Consider the following 15942-nt stretch of genomic DNA (forward strand, 5'->3'; position numbering starts at 1 on the left):
ACTCCCCGATGCAAAGAATTCGACGCTAACAAATCAGTGTGACAACCCTCGCCTGTCAGCGACCGCTTGCGTCCCCTGCGCGTCAGTTGCATTGCCGACAGCGACACGCGCTTATTCCAAAAACGACGGTTGCCCAGCCATTTTGGTATTAAATCATTGCAAATCAAGCTGTTAGGCTTGCCGGTTCGCAGCAGCCCCGGACGGCTGTTGGCACAGTCTTTACTGGAGTTCTCATGAATCTACCGCTGATTCTCAACCTGCTGGTGTTCCTCGCCCTGCTCTTCGGTCTGGCGCAAACCCGCCACACCACTTGGAGCCTGGCGAAAAAAGTCCTGCTTGCACTGGTCCTCGGCGTGGCGTTCGGCGTTGCGCTGCACACGATTTACGGTGCCGGCAACCCGGTGCTGAAAGCCTCGATCGGCTGGTTCGATCTGGTGGGTAACGGTTACGTGCAGTTGCTGCAAATGATCGTGATCCCGCTGGTGTTTGCTTCGATCCTCAGCGCCGTGGCACGCCTGCACAACGCTTCGTCGCTGGGCAAAATCAGTTTCCTGACCATCGGCACGCTGCTGTTCACCACCGCCATCGCGGCGTTGATCGGCATCGGCCTGACCAACCTGTTCGGCCTTACCGCTGAAGGTCTGGTCGCCGGCACTCAGGAAATGGCGCGCCTGCAAACCATTCAGAACGACTACGCCGGCAAGGTTGCCGACCTCAATGTGCCGCAATTGCTGCTGTCGTTCATTCCGCAGAACCCGTTCGCCGACCTGGCCCGGGCCAAGCCGACTTCGATCATCAGTGTGGTGATTTTTGCCGCGTTCCTTGGGGTTGCTGCACTACAACTGCTCAAGGACGACGTCGAGAAAGGTCAGAAAGTGATCAACGCCATCGACACCCTGCAAGCCTGGGTGATGCGTCTGGTGCGTCTGGTGATGAAGCTGACCCCCTACGGCGTGCTGGCGCTGATGACCAAAGTGGTCGCCGGTTCCAACCTGCAGGACATCATCAAGCTCGGCAGTTTTGTCGTGGTCTCGTATATCGGCCTGGGCCTGATGTTCGTCGTGCACGGCGTGCTGGTGTCGGCCGCCGGGATCAACCCGCTGCGCTTCTTCCGCAAGATCTGGCCGGTGCTGACGTTTGCTTTCACCAGTCGCTCCAGCGCGGCGACCATTCCGCTGAGCATTGAAGCGCAGACACGCCGCCTGGGTATTCCGTCGTCGGTCGCCAGTTTCGCTGCCTCGTTCGGTGCGACCATCGGCCAGAACGGGTGTGCCGGCCTGTACCCGGCGATGTTGGCGGTGATGGTCGCACCAACGGTCGGCATCAACCCGCTGGATCCGTTGTGGATCGCGACGCTGGTGGCGATTGTCACGTTGAGTTCGGCCGGCGTGGCCGGAGTCGGTGGCGGCGCGACGTTCGCCGCCCTGATCGTACTGCCGGCGATGGGCTTGCCGGTGTCACTGGTGGCACTGCTGATTTCAGTCGAGCCGCTGATCGATATGGGTCGCACGGCGTTGAACGTGAGTGGCTCGATTACCGCAGGGGCGATTACCAGTCAGGTCATGCAGCAGACGGATAAAGCGCTGCTGGATGCCGATGAGCACGCAGAGTTGGCCCAGGCTTAAGCTTCTCAGCGACTGAGCGGGCCTCTTCGCGAGCAGGCTCGCTCCCACACTGAAATGCGTTCCCCTGTGGGAGCGAGCCTGCTCGCGAAGCTGTTAGGCTTTCTCCCAGACCTCAAAGCTATATGCAGGTTTATCGCCCTCTGCCGGATTCGGCACGTTCGAGACCAGTTTCCACTCGCTCAAGTCAAACTCCGGAAACCACGCATCCCCTTCCGGGCTCAGCGCCACGCGGGTCAGGTACAGCCGATCGGCCTGCGCCAGTCCCTGCGCATACAACTGCGCGCCGCCAATCAGCATCAGCTCATCAACGCCCTGGGCTTTCGCCCATTCCTCGGCGCGGGCCACGGCGGCTTCCAGCGACGGATAGACCTCGGCGCCTTCGAGTTGCAGATCGGTCTGGCGGCTGACCACGATGTTCAAGCGCCCCGGCAGCGGCCGGCCGAGCGAATCCCAGGTCTTGCGACCCATGATGATCGGCTTGCCGAGCGTGGTCGCCTTGAAGTATTTGAAGTCCCCCGGCAGGTGCCAGGGCATGCTGTTGTCGACGCCGATCACGCGGTTTTCACCGAGGGCTGCGATCAGGCTGAGGGGCAGTGATTTAGTCATGCCGGCGAGGATACCAGAGCCGCGCTTACCCCGATAAGCGCCACAGCGGTTATGCTCAGCGCTCGATTTAGCGACGGGACGCCGCGTGACTGAACTGACTCCACTGCAAAACCTCTGGCTCACCGAAACCATCCGCCTGCGCGAAGAACACGCGGGGCCGCTGGACGATCTGGAAGCCAATCGTCTGGCCCGCGCCGCTGGCGGCGATCTGCCGAGCCGCATTGCGCGCCGGGCGCTATGGCTGGCCGAGCGTGACGGGCTGACCGCCGCCCTCAAGCACTGGCTGCAAGGCGCGCGCCTGGCGCTGGTGTTGTTGATGATTTTCGCCGTGCTCAGCGGCGCCGGTCTGGCCTTCGCCGCACTTGGCCAGACGCCGGTGAATGTGTTCTGGGCGCTGGGCAGTCTGCTCGGGATCAATTTGATTTTGCTGCTGAGCTGGGCGCTGGGCTTGATTTTCGCTGGCGAACACGGCGCCACCCTCGGGCGCTTGTGGCTGTGGCTCAGCGAAAAATTCGCCCGCGACGCCAAAGCCGCGCAACTGGCGCCGGCCCTGCTGTTGCTGCTGCAGCGCAAGAAACTCAACCGCTGGGCACTCGGCGCGTTGGTCAATGGCCTGTGGCTGCTGGCAATGCTCAGCGCGCTGATCCTGCTGCTGACGCTGATGGCCACCCGGCGCTACGGCTTTGTCTGGGAAACCACGATCCTCGGTGCCGACACCTTTATCCATGTCACCCAGGCCCTTGGCTATCTGCCGTCGCTGCTCGGCTTCAACGTACCGACCGAGGAAATGATCCGCGCCAGCGGAGCCGGCGCACTGGATATTGAAAGCGCGCGACAGGCCTGGGCGACGTGGCTGGTCGGTGTGCTGGTGGTCTACGGCGTGCTGCCGCGCCTGCTGCTCGCGCTGTTCTGCCTGTGGCGCTGGAACAGCGGCAAAGCCGCGCTGCGTCTGGATCTGAATCTGCCCGGCTACGCGCAACTGCGTGAAAGGCTGATGCCGACCAGCGAGCGCCTTGGTGTCAACGACCCGGAGCCGGCGCAACTGCATCGCATCGAAAGCAACGTCGGCGAACGCGCCAGTGAAGGCGCGCTGCTGGTGGCGATCGAGTTGGACGAACAGCGTCCGTGGCCACCCGCGCTGCCGAAAAACGTCAGCAACGCGGGCATCCTCGATAGTCGCGAATCGCGGCACAAACTGCTCGAACAACTCAGTCGCTTCCCGCCGGCGCGGCTGGCCATCGCCTGCGATCCGCGACGCTCGCCGGATCGCGGCAGCCTCGCGCTGATCGCCGAACTCGCGCGCAACGCCGGCGCCACTCGCATCTGGCTGCTGCAAGCGCCGCCTGGCGAAGCGCTGGACGGGCAACGTCTGGGTGACTGGCACGCGGCGCTGCAACAACTGGACCTGCCGTTTGCCGATTGCGCGCCGATGAACTGGCTGGAGAGCGGACATGACTGATGCACGCAAGGCCCCGCTGAAACTCGCGGTGGTCGGCCACACCAACGTCGGCAAGACCTCGCTGCTGCGCACGCTGACCCGTGACGTCGGCTTCGGCGAAGTCTCGCATCGGCCGAGCACCACCCGGCATGTCGAAGGCGCGCGGTTGTCGGTGGATGGCGAGCCGTTGCTCGATCTGTACGACACGCCGGGGCTGGAAGATGCCATCGCCCTGCTGGATTTTCTCGAACGCCTGGAACGCCCCGGCGAACGCCTCGACGGCCCGGCGCGACTGGCGCGGTTTCTCGACGGCAGCGAAGCGCGCCAGCGTTTCGAGCAGGAGGCCAAGGTGCTGCGGCAATTGCTGGCCTCCGATGCCGGTCTGTATGTGATCGACGCCCGCGAACCGGTGCTGGCCAAGTATCGCGACGAGCTGGAAGTGCTCGCCAGTTGCGGCAAACCGCTACTGCCGGTACTGAATTTCGTCAGCAGCGCCAACCATCGTGAGCCGGATTGGCGCGAGGCGCTGGCGCGGTTGGGCCTGCATGCGCTGGTACGTTTCGACAGCGTCGCACCGCCCGAGGATGGCGAGCGGCGCTTGTACGAGAGCCTCGCCCTGCTATTGGAAAACGCCCGGCCGCAACTGGAGCGGTTGATCGCCGACCAGCAGGCGCAGCGCCTCGCCCGTCAGCAAAGCGCCGCACGCCTGATTGCCGAATTGCTGATCGACTGCGCCGCGTGCCGGCGCAGTGTGGTCAGCGAAGCCGAGCAGGAACAGCAGGCGATCAGCGAGCTGCGCAAAGCCGTACGCCAGCGTGAGCAGAAGTGCGTCGAGGCGTTGCTCAAGCTCTACGCGTTTCGCCCGCAGGACGCGGCGGCCAGCGACTTGCCGCTGCTCGACGGGCGTTGGGGCGATGATCTGTTCAACCCGGAAACCCTGAAGCAACTCGGCGTGCGCGTCGGCGGCGGCATTGCTGCCGGTGCAGCGGCCGGGGCTGGTGTGGATTTGCTGGTCGGCGGGATTACCCTCGGCGCAGCAGCATTGGCCGGCGCGATTGCCGGCGGTGCGCTGCAAACCGCGCGCAGTTATGGCAGTCGCCTGCTCGGCAAGATCAAAGGCCAGCGGGAATTGACGGTGGATGACGCCGTGCTGCGCCTGTTGGCGTTGCGCCAACGCCAGTTGTTGCTGGCGCTGGATCAGCGTGGGCATGCGGCGATGGACAGCATTCAGGTGGCCACGCCTGTGGATAAAACCTGGCGCGAAGGCAAGTTGCCGGAAGCGCTGAACAAGGCGCGCGCGCATCCGCAGTGGTCGTCGCTCAATCCGCAGGCGAAGTTGAATCAGGCGGAAAGGCAGGAGCAGGTTGTGGCGTTGGAGGGGAAAGTGCTTGAGCTGTAGGCCTTTGCCCTCACCCCAGCCCTCTCCCGGAGGGAGAGGGGGCCGACTGTGTTGCTCTTGGGTCATACACCGACCTGAGATATCCAGTCGAACTCAGGTTTGAAAAGCACGGAGATCAGCTCCCTCTCCCTCCGGGAGAGGGCTGGGGTGAGGGCTGCAATCACTCAGCCGACAACAATTTCCCAGCCTTGCGCTTTAACACACTCAGATCCACCAGCGGCACCGCAACCTCCTTCGCCAACTCATCCCAGCGCCGCATGCGCAAACTCAGCGCACACAACGGATCAGCCTCGAACGCATCCGCCTCAGCCGCGCTCATTACCCCGCCCTGATATTCCAGCGTCCTGCGACTCGCCTCACTCAACCGCGCGTAGTACCCCGGCTCGCGCAAGGTCAGATAGCGTTTGGCCTGGACGTGATATTCCACCAGTCGCGCCAGCCGCTCGCTGAAACCTGCCTCACGCAGATAATCCGCACCGAGCCGTTCATGGCTGACCACGCCATAACCGCCCATGTTTTCCGCGCCCTCGGCACACAAATGGCCGATGTCATGAAAGAACGCCGCCAGCACCACTTCATCGTCACAGCCTTCAGCCATGGCCAGTTCTGCGGCCTGGGACATGTGCTCGAGCTGCGACACCGGTTCGCCGATGTAATCGCTGGCGCCGAAGCGTTCATACAGGCCGAACACCCGGGCGATCACCTGTTCGTGATTCATGCTTCCTCCAGTAACTGCGCGATGTTGCGTTCGGCCAGCGCCGGGCCGACGCTCATGCCGACGCCGGTGTGCATCAGCGCCACGCTCAGGCCCGGTGCCGGGCGCAGGAAAGAAAACGGACCAGGCCCACGAGCACCATAGACGCCCTGCCAGCGTTCGACCACTTGCACCTTGCAGCCCAGCGTCTGCTCGGCGAGTTCGAGCATCCAGTTGTCAATCTGCTCGGCGTTGAACGGTGACGCATCGCTGCCGTAATGATGCGAATCGCCGATGATCAACTCACCGTACGGCGTCGGGCTGATCAGCAAGTGAATGCCGTTGGCGTGCAGGTGCGGTTGCTCACGGAGGATCTGCGCCTGCACCGCTGCGGCTTGCGGCAAATCGGCGAAGGCGCCGTAGTGCACGCAGCTCAGGCCGGTGAGCACGGCGTGTTGCAGATTCAACTCGATGCTTGGTCTGGCCCGCAGCATTTGCAAACGACAGATCTGCGGCTCGAGCGCAGCAATCGGCTCGGCCAGCAGGGTCTGATAATCGTGGCCGGAGCAGACGATGATCTGCTTGCCGGTAAAACTGCCGGCGGTGCTGTGCAGACGCCCCGGTTCGACGTCGCGCACCAGCGTGGAAAAGTGAAACTCGACGCCGAGGTCACGGCGCAAGTAGTCGATCAGCGCGGGAATCGCTTCGCGTGAGTACAACTGCTGATCATCGATACCGTGCAGCGCGGCGCGGTGATGGCTGAACTGGCTGCCATACAAATCACGCAACGCCGCGCCGCGCAGCAGCTCGACGTTGTAGCCATGCTCGACCGCGCGGCCGGCGCAGAAGGCTTCGAGCAGGTGTTCTTCGGCCTCGTTACGGGCGAACAGGTATGAGCCGTTGCGCTTGATCTGCAGGCCGGCAAGTTGCGCCCAGTCGCCCCAGATCTCGCGGCTGGCCTTGGCCAGTTCGAGCATGATGCCGGGCGGCTGACCGGTAACCAGCGCCTGGCCGAAGTTGCGCACCGAAGCGCCGAGGGGCGTGGCGGTGCGTTCGAATACCGCGACTTTCAGGCCGCGTTTGGCGGCGGCATAGGCGTGGGACAGACCGAGGATGCCGGCGCCGATGATGAGCAGGTCTTTGGGTTGTGTCATGTAGAGGTGCTCTGAATGAGAAACCGCTTTCGCGAGCAGGCTCGCTCCCACAGGGGACAGCATTGCAACTGTGGGAGCGAGCCTGCTCGCGAAGGGGCCTTGTCAGTCGATAAAGATCTTACTTGGCGACAACTTTCTCGGACTTGCCGTCATACCGCTTGCGCCATTCGGCCAGGATCTCGTCGCGATTCTTCGAGGCCCAGGCAAAGTCGTTCTTGATCAGACGCTGCTCATAGTCGGCCGGCAATTCGGTCTGCGGCTTGGCGATCCCCGGCTGGGCGAGCACGGCGAAGTTCTCTTTGTACAGATCCATCGCCTCGGCGCTGGCGGAGAAGTCGGCGAGTTTCTTCGCCGCTTCTTCATGCGGTGTGCCTTTGATCACCGCCGTCGCTTCGATCTCCCAGCCCAGACCTTCCTTCGGCAGGATGATATCCAGTGGCGCGCCCTGGCGTTTCAACTGTACGGCTGGATATTCAAAGGAAATCCCGATCGGAAACTCCCCCGCCGCCGCCAGCTTGCACGGCTTGGAACCGGAGTGGACGTACTGGCCGATGTTCTGGTGCAGGCCGTCCATATACGCCCAGCCCTGCTTCTCGCCGAAGGTTTGCAGCCAGGCGCTGACGTCGAGGAAACCGGTGCCGGACGACGCCGGGTTGGGCATGACGATCTTGCCTTTGTACTCAGGCTTGGTCAGGTCCTGCCAGCTCACGGGCTTGGTCAGACCCTGCTTCTCGGCCTCGACAGTGTTGAAGCAAATGGTCGCGGCCCACACGTCCATGCCGACCCAGGCTGGCGGGTTGGCGGCGTCGCGGTAGTTCGCGCCGATCTTGCCCAGATCTTCCGGTGCATAGCTTTGCAGCATGCCTTGCTGATCGAGAATCGCCAGGCTCGACGCGGCAAGGCCCCACACCGCGTCGGCCTGCGGGCGGGCTTTTTCGGCGAGCAGTTTGGCGGTGATGATCCCGGTGGAATCGCGCACCCATTTGATCTCGACGTCCGGGTTGGCCTTCTCAAAGGCCTCCTTGTAGGACTTCAGTTGCTCGGCTTCGAGGGCGGTGTACACCGTCAACTCGGTTTTTGCCGCGAAGGCATTCAGGCTGAAAGTCGCGAGCACAGCAGCGGCCAGGGCCATAGGCTTGAACATGAGCGTTTTCCTGTAGATGAGTTGAACGGGTTTGCAATCAGTGACCGGGCGCGGTTTGCCGCCAGGCCTGGGAACGGCGCAACAGGCCGCGCGAAGCCCACGCCAGCAGCAGCGACACGCCGGCCGAAGTGAACAGAATCAGGGTCGACATTGCCGCCGCACCGCCGACGTTGCCGGCGTCGTCCATGTTCAGCACCGCCACCGCCGCGAGGATGGTGTCGGGGCTGTAGAGGAAGATCGCGGCGGAAACCGTGGTCATTGCCGAGACGAACAGGTAGCGCACGATGTCCAGCAGCGCCGGCAGGCAGATCGGCACGGTCACGCGCAGGTAATGCCGGTACAGCGGCGCCTTCAGCGACAGCGCCGCAGCCTCGAACTCAGCATCGAGCTGGCGCAGCGCGGTGGTCGCGGTCATTTGTGCGGTGGTCAGATAGTGCGCAATGGTGCAGACGATCAGCAGCGTCATCGTCCCGTAGAGCATGTGCAGCGGATTGCCGCTGAGGTTGAAGAAGAAGACGTAACCCAGGCCCAGCACCAGCCCCGGCACCGCCATCGGCACGAAGCTGAGCATGCGCAAAGCCAGGTTCAAGCCGCGCTGGGTGCGGGTTTTCTCCATCAGATAGGCGCCAGTGAAAATCAGCACGCTGCCAATCAGCGCGGTGCCCAGCGCCATTTTCAGACTGTTGCCGTAGGCGAGCCAGCCACCGCCGGCGGTCTCGTTGAACTGATAGTGGTTGAGCGACAGCGACAGGTTGTACGGCCAGAACTTCACCAGCGACGAGAACACCGCCATGCCGAACACCAGCAGCAGCGCGGCGCAAATCAGCAAAACGATCGCCAGATAGCAGCCGTCGCGCATTTTCGACGGCAGCGGTTTGAACACTTGCGCGCGCCCGCTCATGGAGTCGCCATGGCGGCGACGCAACCACGCATCGACACCGAAACTGAACAGCGCCGGCAGCAACAGCACCATGCCGATCAATGCGCCGCGACCGAATTGCTGCTGGCCGACCACGGCTTTGTAGGCTTCCAGCGCCAACACTTGATAGTCGCCACCGACCACCACCGGCACACCAAAATCGGTGATGGTCAGGGTGAACACCAGACAGAACGCAGCGAATACCGCCTGACGGGTCGCCGGCCAGGTGATGCTGCGGAACGCCTTGGCCGGGCTGGCGCCCATGCTCGATGCGGCGTCGAACAGCCGCGCATCGGCCAGCGACAACGCCGAGAGCAAAATCATCAACGCATGGGGGAAGGTGTAGATCACCTCACCCAGCACAATGCCCCAGAACCCGTAGATATTGTCCGAGAGCAGCCCACGCAGCATGCCTTGGTTGCCGAACAGATAGACCAGCGCAATGCCCGGCAGCATCGACGGCGCCATCAGCGGCAGCAGGGAGATCCCGCGCCAGATGCCTTTGCCCGGAATCAGCGTGCGTTGCAGCGCGTAGGCAAACAGGTAGGCCAGCGGTACGACAATGGCCGCCACGCTGAGGGACACTTTCAGGCTGTTGCCGAGCAACCAGTGGAAATTGGCGCTGGTCACCAACTCCTTCGCCGCGAGCCAGCCACCGCCCTGCCCGGCGTCATTGCTGAAGCCGCGCCAGAAGATCGCCAGCAACGGCAGCAGCACCGCGAGACCGAGCAACACCAGCAGGAGGATTTTGCCGCCGAGCACGAACAGGCGATCGCCGATCTCGGCTTTCGAGGACTGTCGCACCTGCTTGTGCGGTAGCGGCAGCGCGAGGTTGCTGTTCATCAGGCGAACACCTGCAAACTGCGCGGCGGCAAGGCGACCATGATCTGCTGGGCGCCGAGGCGCGGCATGGCTTCTGGCGCGAGTTCGGCGAGCAGTGCGTGGCCCGGCAATTGATCAAGTTCGAAGCTCATCCGGCAGCGGTTGCCGAGGAAAGTGATTTCGCGAACCTTGGCCGGGAACAGGTTCTCTTCGTGCACCAGCGGATTGACGTTGATCGCCTCCGGGCGGCAGAACAGTCGACCCGAAGCGCCGTGTACGCTGCCCTCGGCCAGGCGCAGATTCATCCCGCCGACCCGGGCGTGACTGTCGCTGCTGCGCTGGAACGGCAGCCAGTTGCCCTGGCCGACAAACTCGGCCACGAACGGCGTGGCCGGGCAGTTGTAGATTTCCTGCGGCGTGGCGTACTGCTCGACGCTGCCGTTGTTCATGACCGCGATGCGATCGGCCATCAGCATCGCTTCGTCCTGATTGTGCGTAACCATCAGCGTGGTGATGCCGAGGTTGCGTTGCAGCTGACGCAGCTCAGTGCACAGATGCTCGCGCACCCGCGCGTCAAGGGCCGACATCGGTTCGTCGAGTAATAACAGCGACGGCGACGGCGCCAGGGCCCGAGCCAGCGCCACCCGCTGTTGCTGACCGCCGGACAATTGGCCTGGGTACTTTTTCTCACTGCCGCTGAGGCCGACCAGTTCCAGCATCTGACCGACTCGCCGGCGCACTTCATCGCGGCCGCTGCCGGCGAGGCCGTAGGCAATGTTCGCCTCGACCGTCAGATTGGGAAACAACGCGTAGGACTGGAACAGAATCCCGTAATCCCGCGCTTGCGGGGCGAGGTGCGAGACATCACGATCGCCCAGATACAGCTCGCCGCTATCCTGCTGCTCCAGCCCGGCAATGCAGCGCAACAATGTGGTCTTGCCACAGCCCGACGGGCCGAGCAGGCACACCAGTTCGCCGGCGGCGACATCGAGGGAGACGTTATCCAGCGCAGTGAACGCACCGAAACGCTTGTGCACGCCGCGCACTTTCATCGGCGCGCCGGGGTTGGTCAGGGCAGTTGCGATGGCAGGATTCATGGACGGACCTCAGCAAACGGATGAGGCCAATCCTAGAGTTGTAATGCGTCCGTCATGTGGCAGCGAGGCAAAAACGGCTGATAGTGGTATTTGGGGATTTTGGTTCAGATTGTGTTTTGCCTGGGCTGACGCCTTCGCGAGCAGGCTCGCTCCCACAGGGGATCGTGTTCACAACCCAAATCCAATGTGGGAGCGAGCCTGCTCGCGAAGAGGCCTTCTCAGACATTGAAGGTCTCATGCCGGAGACATCTCTTGGGCCAGGCCAAGAAACGCCGCCGGCAACCGCGCACCCTTGCGCTCTTTGAGGCAATACAGATACTCCGGAATCTGCGGCGCATTCTCGATGGTCAGCACGCGTAACTGCGGATCATGCGGCACCTCCTGCCGGGCAATGATGCTGATGCCGATATTGCGCAACACCGCCTCGCGAATGGACTCGCGGCTGCCGATTTCCAGCAACGGCCCGAAACTGACCCCGGCGCTGGCCAGCAACTCTTCGGTCAACCGCCGCGTGGTCGAACCCGGCTCGCGCATCAACAACGTATGCCCGGCCAGCGCATTCAACGTCACATGCTCCAGCGAGGCCAACGGATGATTGCGATGCACCGCCAGCACCAGCGGATCGGTGCCGAGTACCCGGCGAATCAACCGCGCATCGTCGAGCAACTGCGACGATGCCGCGACATCCACGCGGTAATCCTCCAGCGCTTCCAGGACCTGCTGCGAGTTGCCGATTTCCACCGACACTTCCACCTGCGGCAAACGCTCGCGGAAGGTCTTCACCAGATCGAGGATGTAATACGGCGCCGTCGCGGCAATGCGCAGCGTGCCCTGGACCTGCCCGCTGTTGCGCAGGAAAAACTCGATGTCCGCCTCTTGCTGCAACAGGGTCTTGACCATCGGCAGCAGGCGCGCGCCTTCGTCGCTAACGCTCAGTCGGCGCCCGCCACGGTAGAACAACTCCACCGAATACTGGCTTTCCAGGTTACGAATCTGCGTGGTCACGGTCGGTTGGCTGAGGCCGAGTTTTTTCGCCGCCAGCGTGATGCTGCCCAGGCGGGCGACCATGTAAAACGCTTTCAGCTCGGCACTCAGCACAACCATCCCTCACGTTTACTTGCGCAGCAGGCGCAAACCGTTGAACACCACCAGCAGGCTCACGCCCATATCGGCAAACACCGCCATCCACATGGTGGCAAGCCCGGCAAAGGTTACCGCAAGAAAGATCGCCTTGATCACCAGCGCCAGTGCGATGTTCTGTTTGAGGATGCTCGCGGTGTTGCGCGACAGGCTGATGAACGCAGGAATCTTGCGCAGATCGTCGTCCATCAGGGCGACATCGGCGGTTTCGATCGCGGTGTCGGTGCCGGCGGCGGCCATGGCGAAACCGATCTCGGCGCGTGCCAGTGCCGGGGCGTCGTTGATGCCATCGCCGACCATGCCGACCCGGTGGCCCTGCTTGTACAGATCTTCAATGGCTTGCAGCTTGTCGGTCGGCAGCAAATCGCCGCGCGCCTCGTCGATGCCGACCTGGGCGGCAATCGCTTGCGCGGTGTGGACGTTGTCGCCGGTCAGCATCAGGGTTTTCACCCCGAGTTCATGCAACTGACGAATCGCTTCGCGGCTGGTTTCCTTGACCGTGTCGGCGACGGCGAACAGCGCCAAGGGGCCTGCGCTGTCGAGCAGCAGCACCACGGATTTGCCCTGTTTTTCCAGCGCGAACAGCTTTTCTTCCAGTTGCGGCGAGCAAAGGCCAAGCTCTTCAACCAGACGATGGTTGCCCAAGTGATAAGTCTGGCCGTTGATGTCGCCTTTGACGCCCCGCCCGCCCAACGCGGCGAAGTTATCCACAGTCGGCGCGGCGAAGTTTTTATCCACAGCGGCGTTGGCAATCGCCAGCGACACTGGATGATCGGAGCGCCCGGCCAGCGCGGCAGCGATGGCCGTCGCGCTGGCATCGGCCGTCGGGTCGAGTGACAGGTAATCGGTCTGCACCGGTTTGCCGTGGGTGATCGTGCCGGTCTTGTCCAGCGCCAGATAATCGAGCTTGAAACCGCCTTCCAGGTACACGCCGCCCTTGACCAGAATGCCCTTGCGCGCCGCCGCCGCGAGGCCACTGACGATGGTCACCGGGGTGGAAATCACCAGTGCGCACGGGCAGGCAACCACCAGCAACACCAGCGCGCGATAGATCCAGTCGAACCACGCCGCGCCCATGAACAACGGCGGGATGATCGCCACGGCCAAGGCGAAGACGAACACCGCCGGGGTGTAGATTTTCGAGAATTGGTCAACGAAACGCTGGGTCGGCGCCCGTGCGCCCTGGGCCTGTTCGACGGCGTGAATGATCCGCGCTAGGGTCGAATTGTTCGCCGCAGCGGTCACCGTATATTCCAGCGAACCGGCCTGGTTGATGGTGCCAGCGAAGACTTTATCGCCGACAGTTTTTTCCACCGGCAGGCTTTCACCGGTGATCGGTGCCTGATCAATGGTCGAGCTGCCGCTGACCACCGCGCCGTCCAGGGCGATGCGTTCGCCGGGTTTCACCCGCACGCGGGCGCCGAGATCGACGCTTTTCACCTCTTGTTCGCGCCAGTTGCCGTCAGCCTGCAAGACCGTCGCCTGCTCCGGCGTCATCTGCATCAAGCCGCTGATCGCGTTGCGTGCACGATCCAGCGAGCGTGCTTCGATCAGCTCGGCGACGGTGAAGAGGAACATCACCATCGCCGCTTCCGGCCACTGGCCGATGAGGATCGCGCCCGTCACGGCGATGCTCATCAGCGCATTGATGTTGAGGTTAAGGTTCTTCAGGGCGATCCAGCCCTTTTTATAAGTGCCGAGGCCGCCGCTGAGGATCGACACCAGCGCAACAATCGCCACCACCCAGTCGGGGGCAGCGCTGGTGAAGTGAATGACTTCGGCGCCCAGCGCGGTCAGGCCGGACAGCGCCAGTGGCCACCAGTGTTTTTTCACCGCAGCCGGGGCCGGCGCATCGACACCCGCCTCCAGCGGCTCGGCGTGCATGCCGAGGGATTTGATCGCCTCGGTGATCGGCTCGGTGCCCGGAAGATTGTGGGTCACGCCAAGCACGCGGTTGATCAGGTTGAATTCCAGCTGCTGCACACCGGCCAGTTTGCCGAGTTTGTTCTGGATCAGCGTCTGCTCGGTCGGGCAGTCCATTGCCTCGATGCGGAAGCTGCTCAGGCGCGCGTCGGCGCTGGTCTTTTCGCTCAATTGCACCAAGGCAGGCGCTGCGGCTTTCGACGAGCAGCAGGCATCGCCGCCATGCGCATGTTTATGCACGGGCTGCAATTTATGACTGTGATCGTGACCGTCGCCGGGCTTGTGGGTGTGCAGGGAATCGCTCATTGGTCGCGTCCATGAAGGTGCCTGTTGCCAAGTAAAGACCCTGTAGCCACTATAGGGTCAAGCACCCTTTTGGAGATGGCCGTCATGAAAATCGGCGAACTGGCGAAACTCACCGACTGCGCCGTGGAAACCATCCGCTACTACGAGCGCGAAAACCTCCTGCCGGAACCGGCGCGCAGCGATGGCAACTACCGCGTCTACACTCAAGCCCACGCCGAACGCCTGACCTTCATCCGCAACTGCCGCACCCTCGACATGACCCTCGAAGAAATCCGCAGCCTGCTCGCCCTGCGCGACAGCCCGCAGGATCAGTGCGAGAGCGTCAATGCGCTGATCGACGAACATATTCAGCACGTGAAGGCGCGAATTGATGGCTTGCTGGCGTTGCAGAGACAACTGCTCGACCTGCGCCAACGCTGTGGCGAAGGGCCGGAGGCGGATCAATGCGGGATCTTGCAGCGGCTGGAGGTGAGTGGCGGGGTTGTCGCGACCGAAGTTGAACATTCCCACGTCGGCCGTAGCCACGGCCACTGACGGGCGAAGCTCGTTCCCACGCTCCGCGTGGGAATGCCGCCATGGACGCTCCGCGTCCAAAGTGACGCAGAGCGTCACGGGATTCATTCCCACGCGGAGCGTGGGAACGATCAATGGTGACTAGACCGCCATCGGCGCGGTCATTGGAGGATGGTGCTCATAGCCTTCCAGCGAGAAGTCGCTCGGCTCGACCAATTCCAGCCACTCCGGCTGATACACACCAGTCTTGGCAAACTCCGGCACGCGGTCGGAGATCTTCAGTTTCGGCATGGCAAACGGCTCGCGCTTGAGCTGTTCGTTGAGCATGTCCAGGTGGTTCTCGTAGACGTGCGCATCGCCGATGAAATAGGTGAACCAGCGCGGCGTGTAGCCGGTCAGGCGACCGATCAGGCTCAGCAGCGCGGCGCCCTCGGTGAGGTTGAACGGCGTGCCCAGTCCCAGATCGTTGGAGCGGATGTAGAGAGTCAGGGAGATTTCCTTGGTCTCGACGTTCGGGTGGAACTGGTACAGCAGATGGCATGGCGGCAGGGCCATTTCATCGAGCTGGGCGACGTTCCAGCCGTGGAACAGAATGCGCCGGCTGCCCGGATCCTTGATGATCGTGTCGACGCACTGGCGCACCTGATCGATCGCTTTGTACAGCACGACGTAGGCCTGGCCGTCTTCTTCGCCCTGAGCGATCTGCTTGTAGCCGTTGCTCAAGGTTTGTTCGATGGCGGCGGTATTGCTCAGCGGGATCTGCTTGTACGCCGGCCATTTGCGCCATTGCACGCCGTAGATTTCACCGAGGTCGTCGTCGCCCTGACGGAACGGGTTGGCCAGCCATTGCGCGTTTTCGTTGGCGTTCTGGTCCCAGACCTTGCAGCCCAGCGCGCGGAATTCAGCGGCGTTGTTGACGCCACGCAGAAAGCCGCACATCTCGCCGATGGCCGATTTGAAGGCCATCTTGCGCGTGGTGATCGCCGGGAAACCTTCCTGCAGATCGAAACGCAGCATCGCTCCCGGAAAACTGATGGTGTTGATGCCGGTGCGGTTGGCCTGCTTGGTGCCGTTCTGAATGACGTGCGAGACCAGTTCGAGATATTGCTTCATGAGTTACCTGTGTCCTTGGAGCCCCGGCGTCGCGCGCCGGGGTTCGTAG

13 protein-coding genes are annotated in these 15942 nt (G+C 62.8%); 4 read left to right on the top strand and 9 right to left on the bottom strand.

From position 1 onward, the window contains the following. Positions 1 to 233: 233 nt before the first annotated feature. Positions 234 to 1625 carry an L-cystine transporter gene (locus tag V8J63_RS00685; RefSeq protein WP_042606536.1) on the top strand — a complete coding sequence of 464 codons (1392 nt, stop codon included), beginning with the start codon at positions 234 to 236 and terminating at the stop codon, positions 1623 to 1625. A gap of 93 nt (positions 1626 to 1718) precedes the next feature. On the opposite strand, the gene V8J63_RS00690 is transcribed toward V8J63_RS00685, so the two are convergent. Continuing rightward, positions 1719 to 2231 (bottom strand): dihydrofolate reductase, encoded by a 513-nt coding sequence (locus V8J63_RS00690; protein WP_125925423.1) that lies wholly within the window; start codon positions 2229 to 2231, stop codon positions 1719 to 1721. A gap of 85 nt (positions 2232 to 2316) precedes the next feature. On the opposite strand from V8J63_RS00690, the gene V8J63_RS00695 reads away from it, so the two are divergent. Both V8J63_RS00695 and V8J63_RS00700 read left to right on the top strand, forming a co-directional pair. Next, on the top strand, positions 2317 to 3690 hold the full coding sequence (locus tag V8J63_RS00695) for a DUF2868 domain-containing protein (RefSeq protein WP_336463436.1): 1374 nt from the start codon (positions 2317 to 2319) through the stop codon (positions 3688 to 3690). After that, positions 3683 to 5068 (top strand): GTPase/DUF3482 domain-containing protein, encoded by a 1386-nt coding sequence (locus tag V8J63_RS00700; RefSeq protein ID WP_130926529.1) that lies wholly within the window; start codon positions 3683 to 3685, stop codon positions 5066 to 5068. Before V8J63_RS00695 ends, V8J63_RS00700 begins: the two co-directional genes overlap by 8 nt. Before the next feature lie 160 nt (positions 5069 to 5228). Here the strand turns inward: V8J63_RS00700 and V8J63_RS00705 are convergent, their stop codons facing one another. The 7 genes from V8J63_RS00705 to V8J63_RS00735 all read right to left on the bottom strand — a co-directional run bounded on the left by V8J63_RS00705 (position 5229) and on the right by V8J63_RS00735 (position 14267). Beyond that, on the bottom strand, positions 5229 to 5786 hold the full coding sequence (locus V8J63_RS00705; protein WP_125925420.1) for a phosphonate degradation HD-domain oxygenase: 558 nt from the start codon (positions 5784 to 5786) through the stop codon (positions 5229 to 5231). Further along, positions 5783 to 6916, bottom strand: a complete 1134-nt coding sequence (locus tag V8J63_RS00710; protein WP_336463437.1) for a TIGR03364 family FAD-dependent oxidoreductase — start codon at positions 6914 to 6916, stop codon at positions 5783 to 5785. The genes V8J63_RS00705 and V8J63_RS00710 overlap by 4 nt, the downstream gene beginning before the upstream one ends. A gap of 118 nt (positions 6917 to 7034) precedes the next feature. Continuing rightward, entirely contained in the window at positions 7035 to 8060 is a 1026-nt protein-coding gene (locus V8J63_RS00715) for a putative 2-aminoethylphosphonate ABC transporter substrate-binding protein (RefSeq protein ID WP_024014691.1), read from the bottom strand. A gap of 37 nt (positions 8061 to 8097) precedes the next feature. Further along, entirely contained in the window at positions 8098 to 9822 is a 1725-nt protein-coding gene (locus V8J63_RS00720; RefSeq protein ID WP_336353233.1) for a putative 2-aminoethylphosphonate ABC transporter permease subunit, read from the bottom strand. Beyond that, positions 9822 to 10898, bottom strand: coding sequence for a putative 2-aminoethylphosphonate ABC transporter ATP-binding protein (locus V8J63_RS00725; protein ID WP_336463438.1), 1077 nt, complete (start codon positions 10896 to 10898; stop codon positions 9822 to 9824). Before V8J63_RS00725 ends, V8J63_RS00720 begins: the two co-directional genes overlap by 1 nt. A gap of 234 nt (positions 10899 to 11132) precedes the next feature. Then, on the bottom strand, positions 11133 to 11996 hold the full coding sequence (locus tag V8J63_RS00730) for a LysR family transcriptional regulator (RefSeq protein WP_024014693.1): 864 nt from the start codon (positions 11994 to 11996) through the stop codon (positions 11133 to 11135). Positions 11997 to 12011: 15 nt separating this feature from the next. Continuing rightward, entirely contained in the window at positions 12012 to 14267 is a 2256-nt protein-coding gene (locus V8J63_RS00735; RefSeq protein ID WP_336463439.1) for a heavy metal translocating P-type ATPase, read from the bottom strand. An 84-nt stretch (positions 14268 to 14351) separates the two neighbouring features. Between V8J63_RS00735 and cadR the strand changes: the two genes are divergently transcribed. Continuing rightward, on the top strand, positions 14352 to 14801 hold the full coding sequence (cadR, locus tag V8J63_RS00740; protein ID WP_125916722.1) for a Cd(II)/Pb(II)-responsive transcriptional regulator: 450 nt from the start codon (positions 14352 to 14354) through the stop codon (positions 14799 to 14801). 120 nt (positions 14802 to 14921) lie between these two features. On the opposite strand, the gene V8J63_RS00745 is transcribed toward cadR, so the two are convergent. Further along, a complete protein-coding gene (locus tag V8J63_RS00745) occupies positions 14922 to 15893 on the bottom strand; it encodes a thymidylate synthase (RefSeq protein WP_076564469.1) in 972 nt (323 codons plus the stop codon). Positions 15894 to 15942 lie beyond the last annotated feature (49 nt).

The organism is Pseudomonas sp. CCNWLW23, assembly GCF_037095675.1.
GTDB lineage: Bacteria > Pseudomonadota > Gammaproteobacteria > Pseudomonadales > Pseudomonadaceae > Aquipseudomonas > Aquipseudomonas atacamensis.

Coding starts and splice junctions, on each gene's coding strand:
- V8J63_RS00685 (WP_042606536.1), top strand. CDS start 234: ATGAATCTACCGCTGATTCTCAACCTGCTGGTGTTCCTCGCCCTGCTC.
- V8J63_RS00690 (WP_125925423.1), bottom strand. CDS start 2,231: ATGACTAAATCACTGCCCCTCAGCCTGATCGCAGCCCTCGGTGAAAAC.
- V8J63_RS00715 (WP_024014691.1), bottom strand. CDS start 8,060: ATGTTCAAGCCTATGGCCCTGGCCGCTGCTGTGCTCGCGACTTTCAGC.
- V8J63_RS00745 (WP_076564469.1), bottom strand. CDS start 15,893: ATGAAGCAATATCTCGAACTGGTCTCGCACGTCATTCAGAACGGCACC.
- cadR (WP_125916722.1), top strand. CDS start 14,352: ATGAAAATCGGCGAACTGGCGAAACTCACCGACTGCGCCGTGGAAACC.
- V8J63_RS00700 (WP_130926529.1), top strand. CDS start 3,683: ATGACTGATGCACGCAAGGCCCCGCTGAAACTCGCGGTGGTCGGCCAC.
- V8J63_RS00705 (WP_125925420.1), bottom strand. CDS start 5,786: ATGAATCACGAACAGGTGATCGCCCGGGTGTTCGGCCTGTATGAACGC.
- V8J63_RS00710 (WP_336463437.1), bottom strand. CDS start 6,916: ATGACACAACCCAAAGACCTGCTCATCATCGGCGCCGGCATCCTCGGT.
- V8J63_RS00720 (WP_336353233.1), bottom strand. CDS start 9,822: ATGAACAGCAACCTCGCGCTGCCGCTACCGCACAAGCAGGTGCGACAG.
- V8J63_RS00725 (WP_336463438.1), bottom strand. CDS start 10,898: ATGAATCCTGCCATCGCAACTGCCCTGACCAACCCCGGCGCGCCGATG.
- V8J63_RS00735 (WP_336463439.1), bottom strand. CDS start 14,267: ATGAGCGATTCCCTGCACACCCACAAGCCCGGCGACGGTCACGATCAC.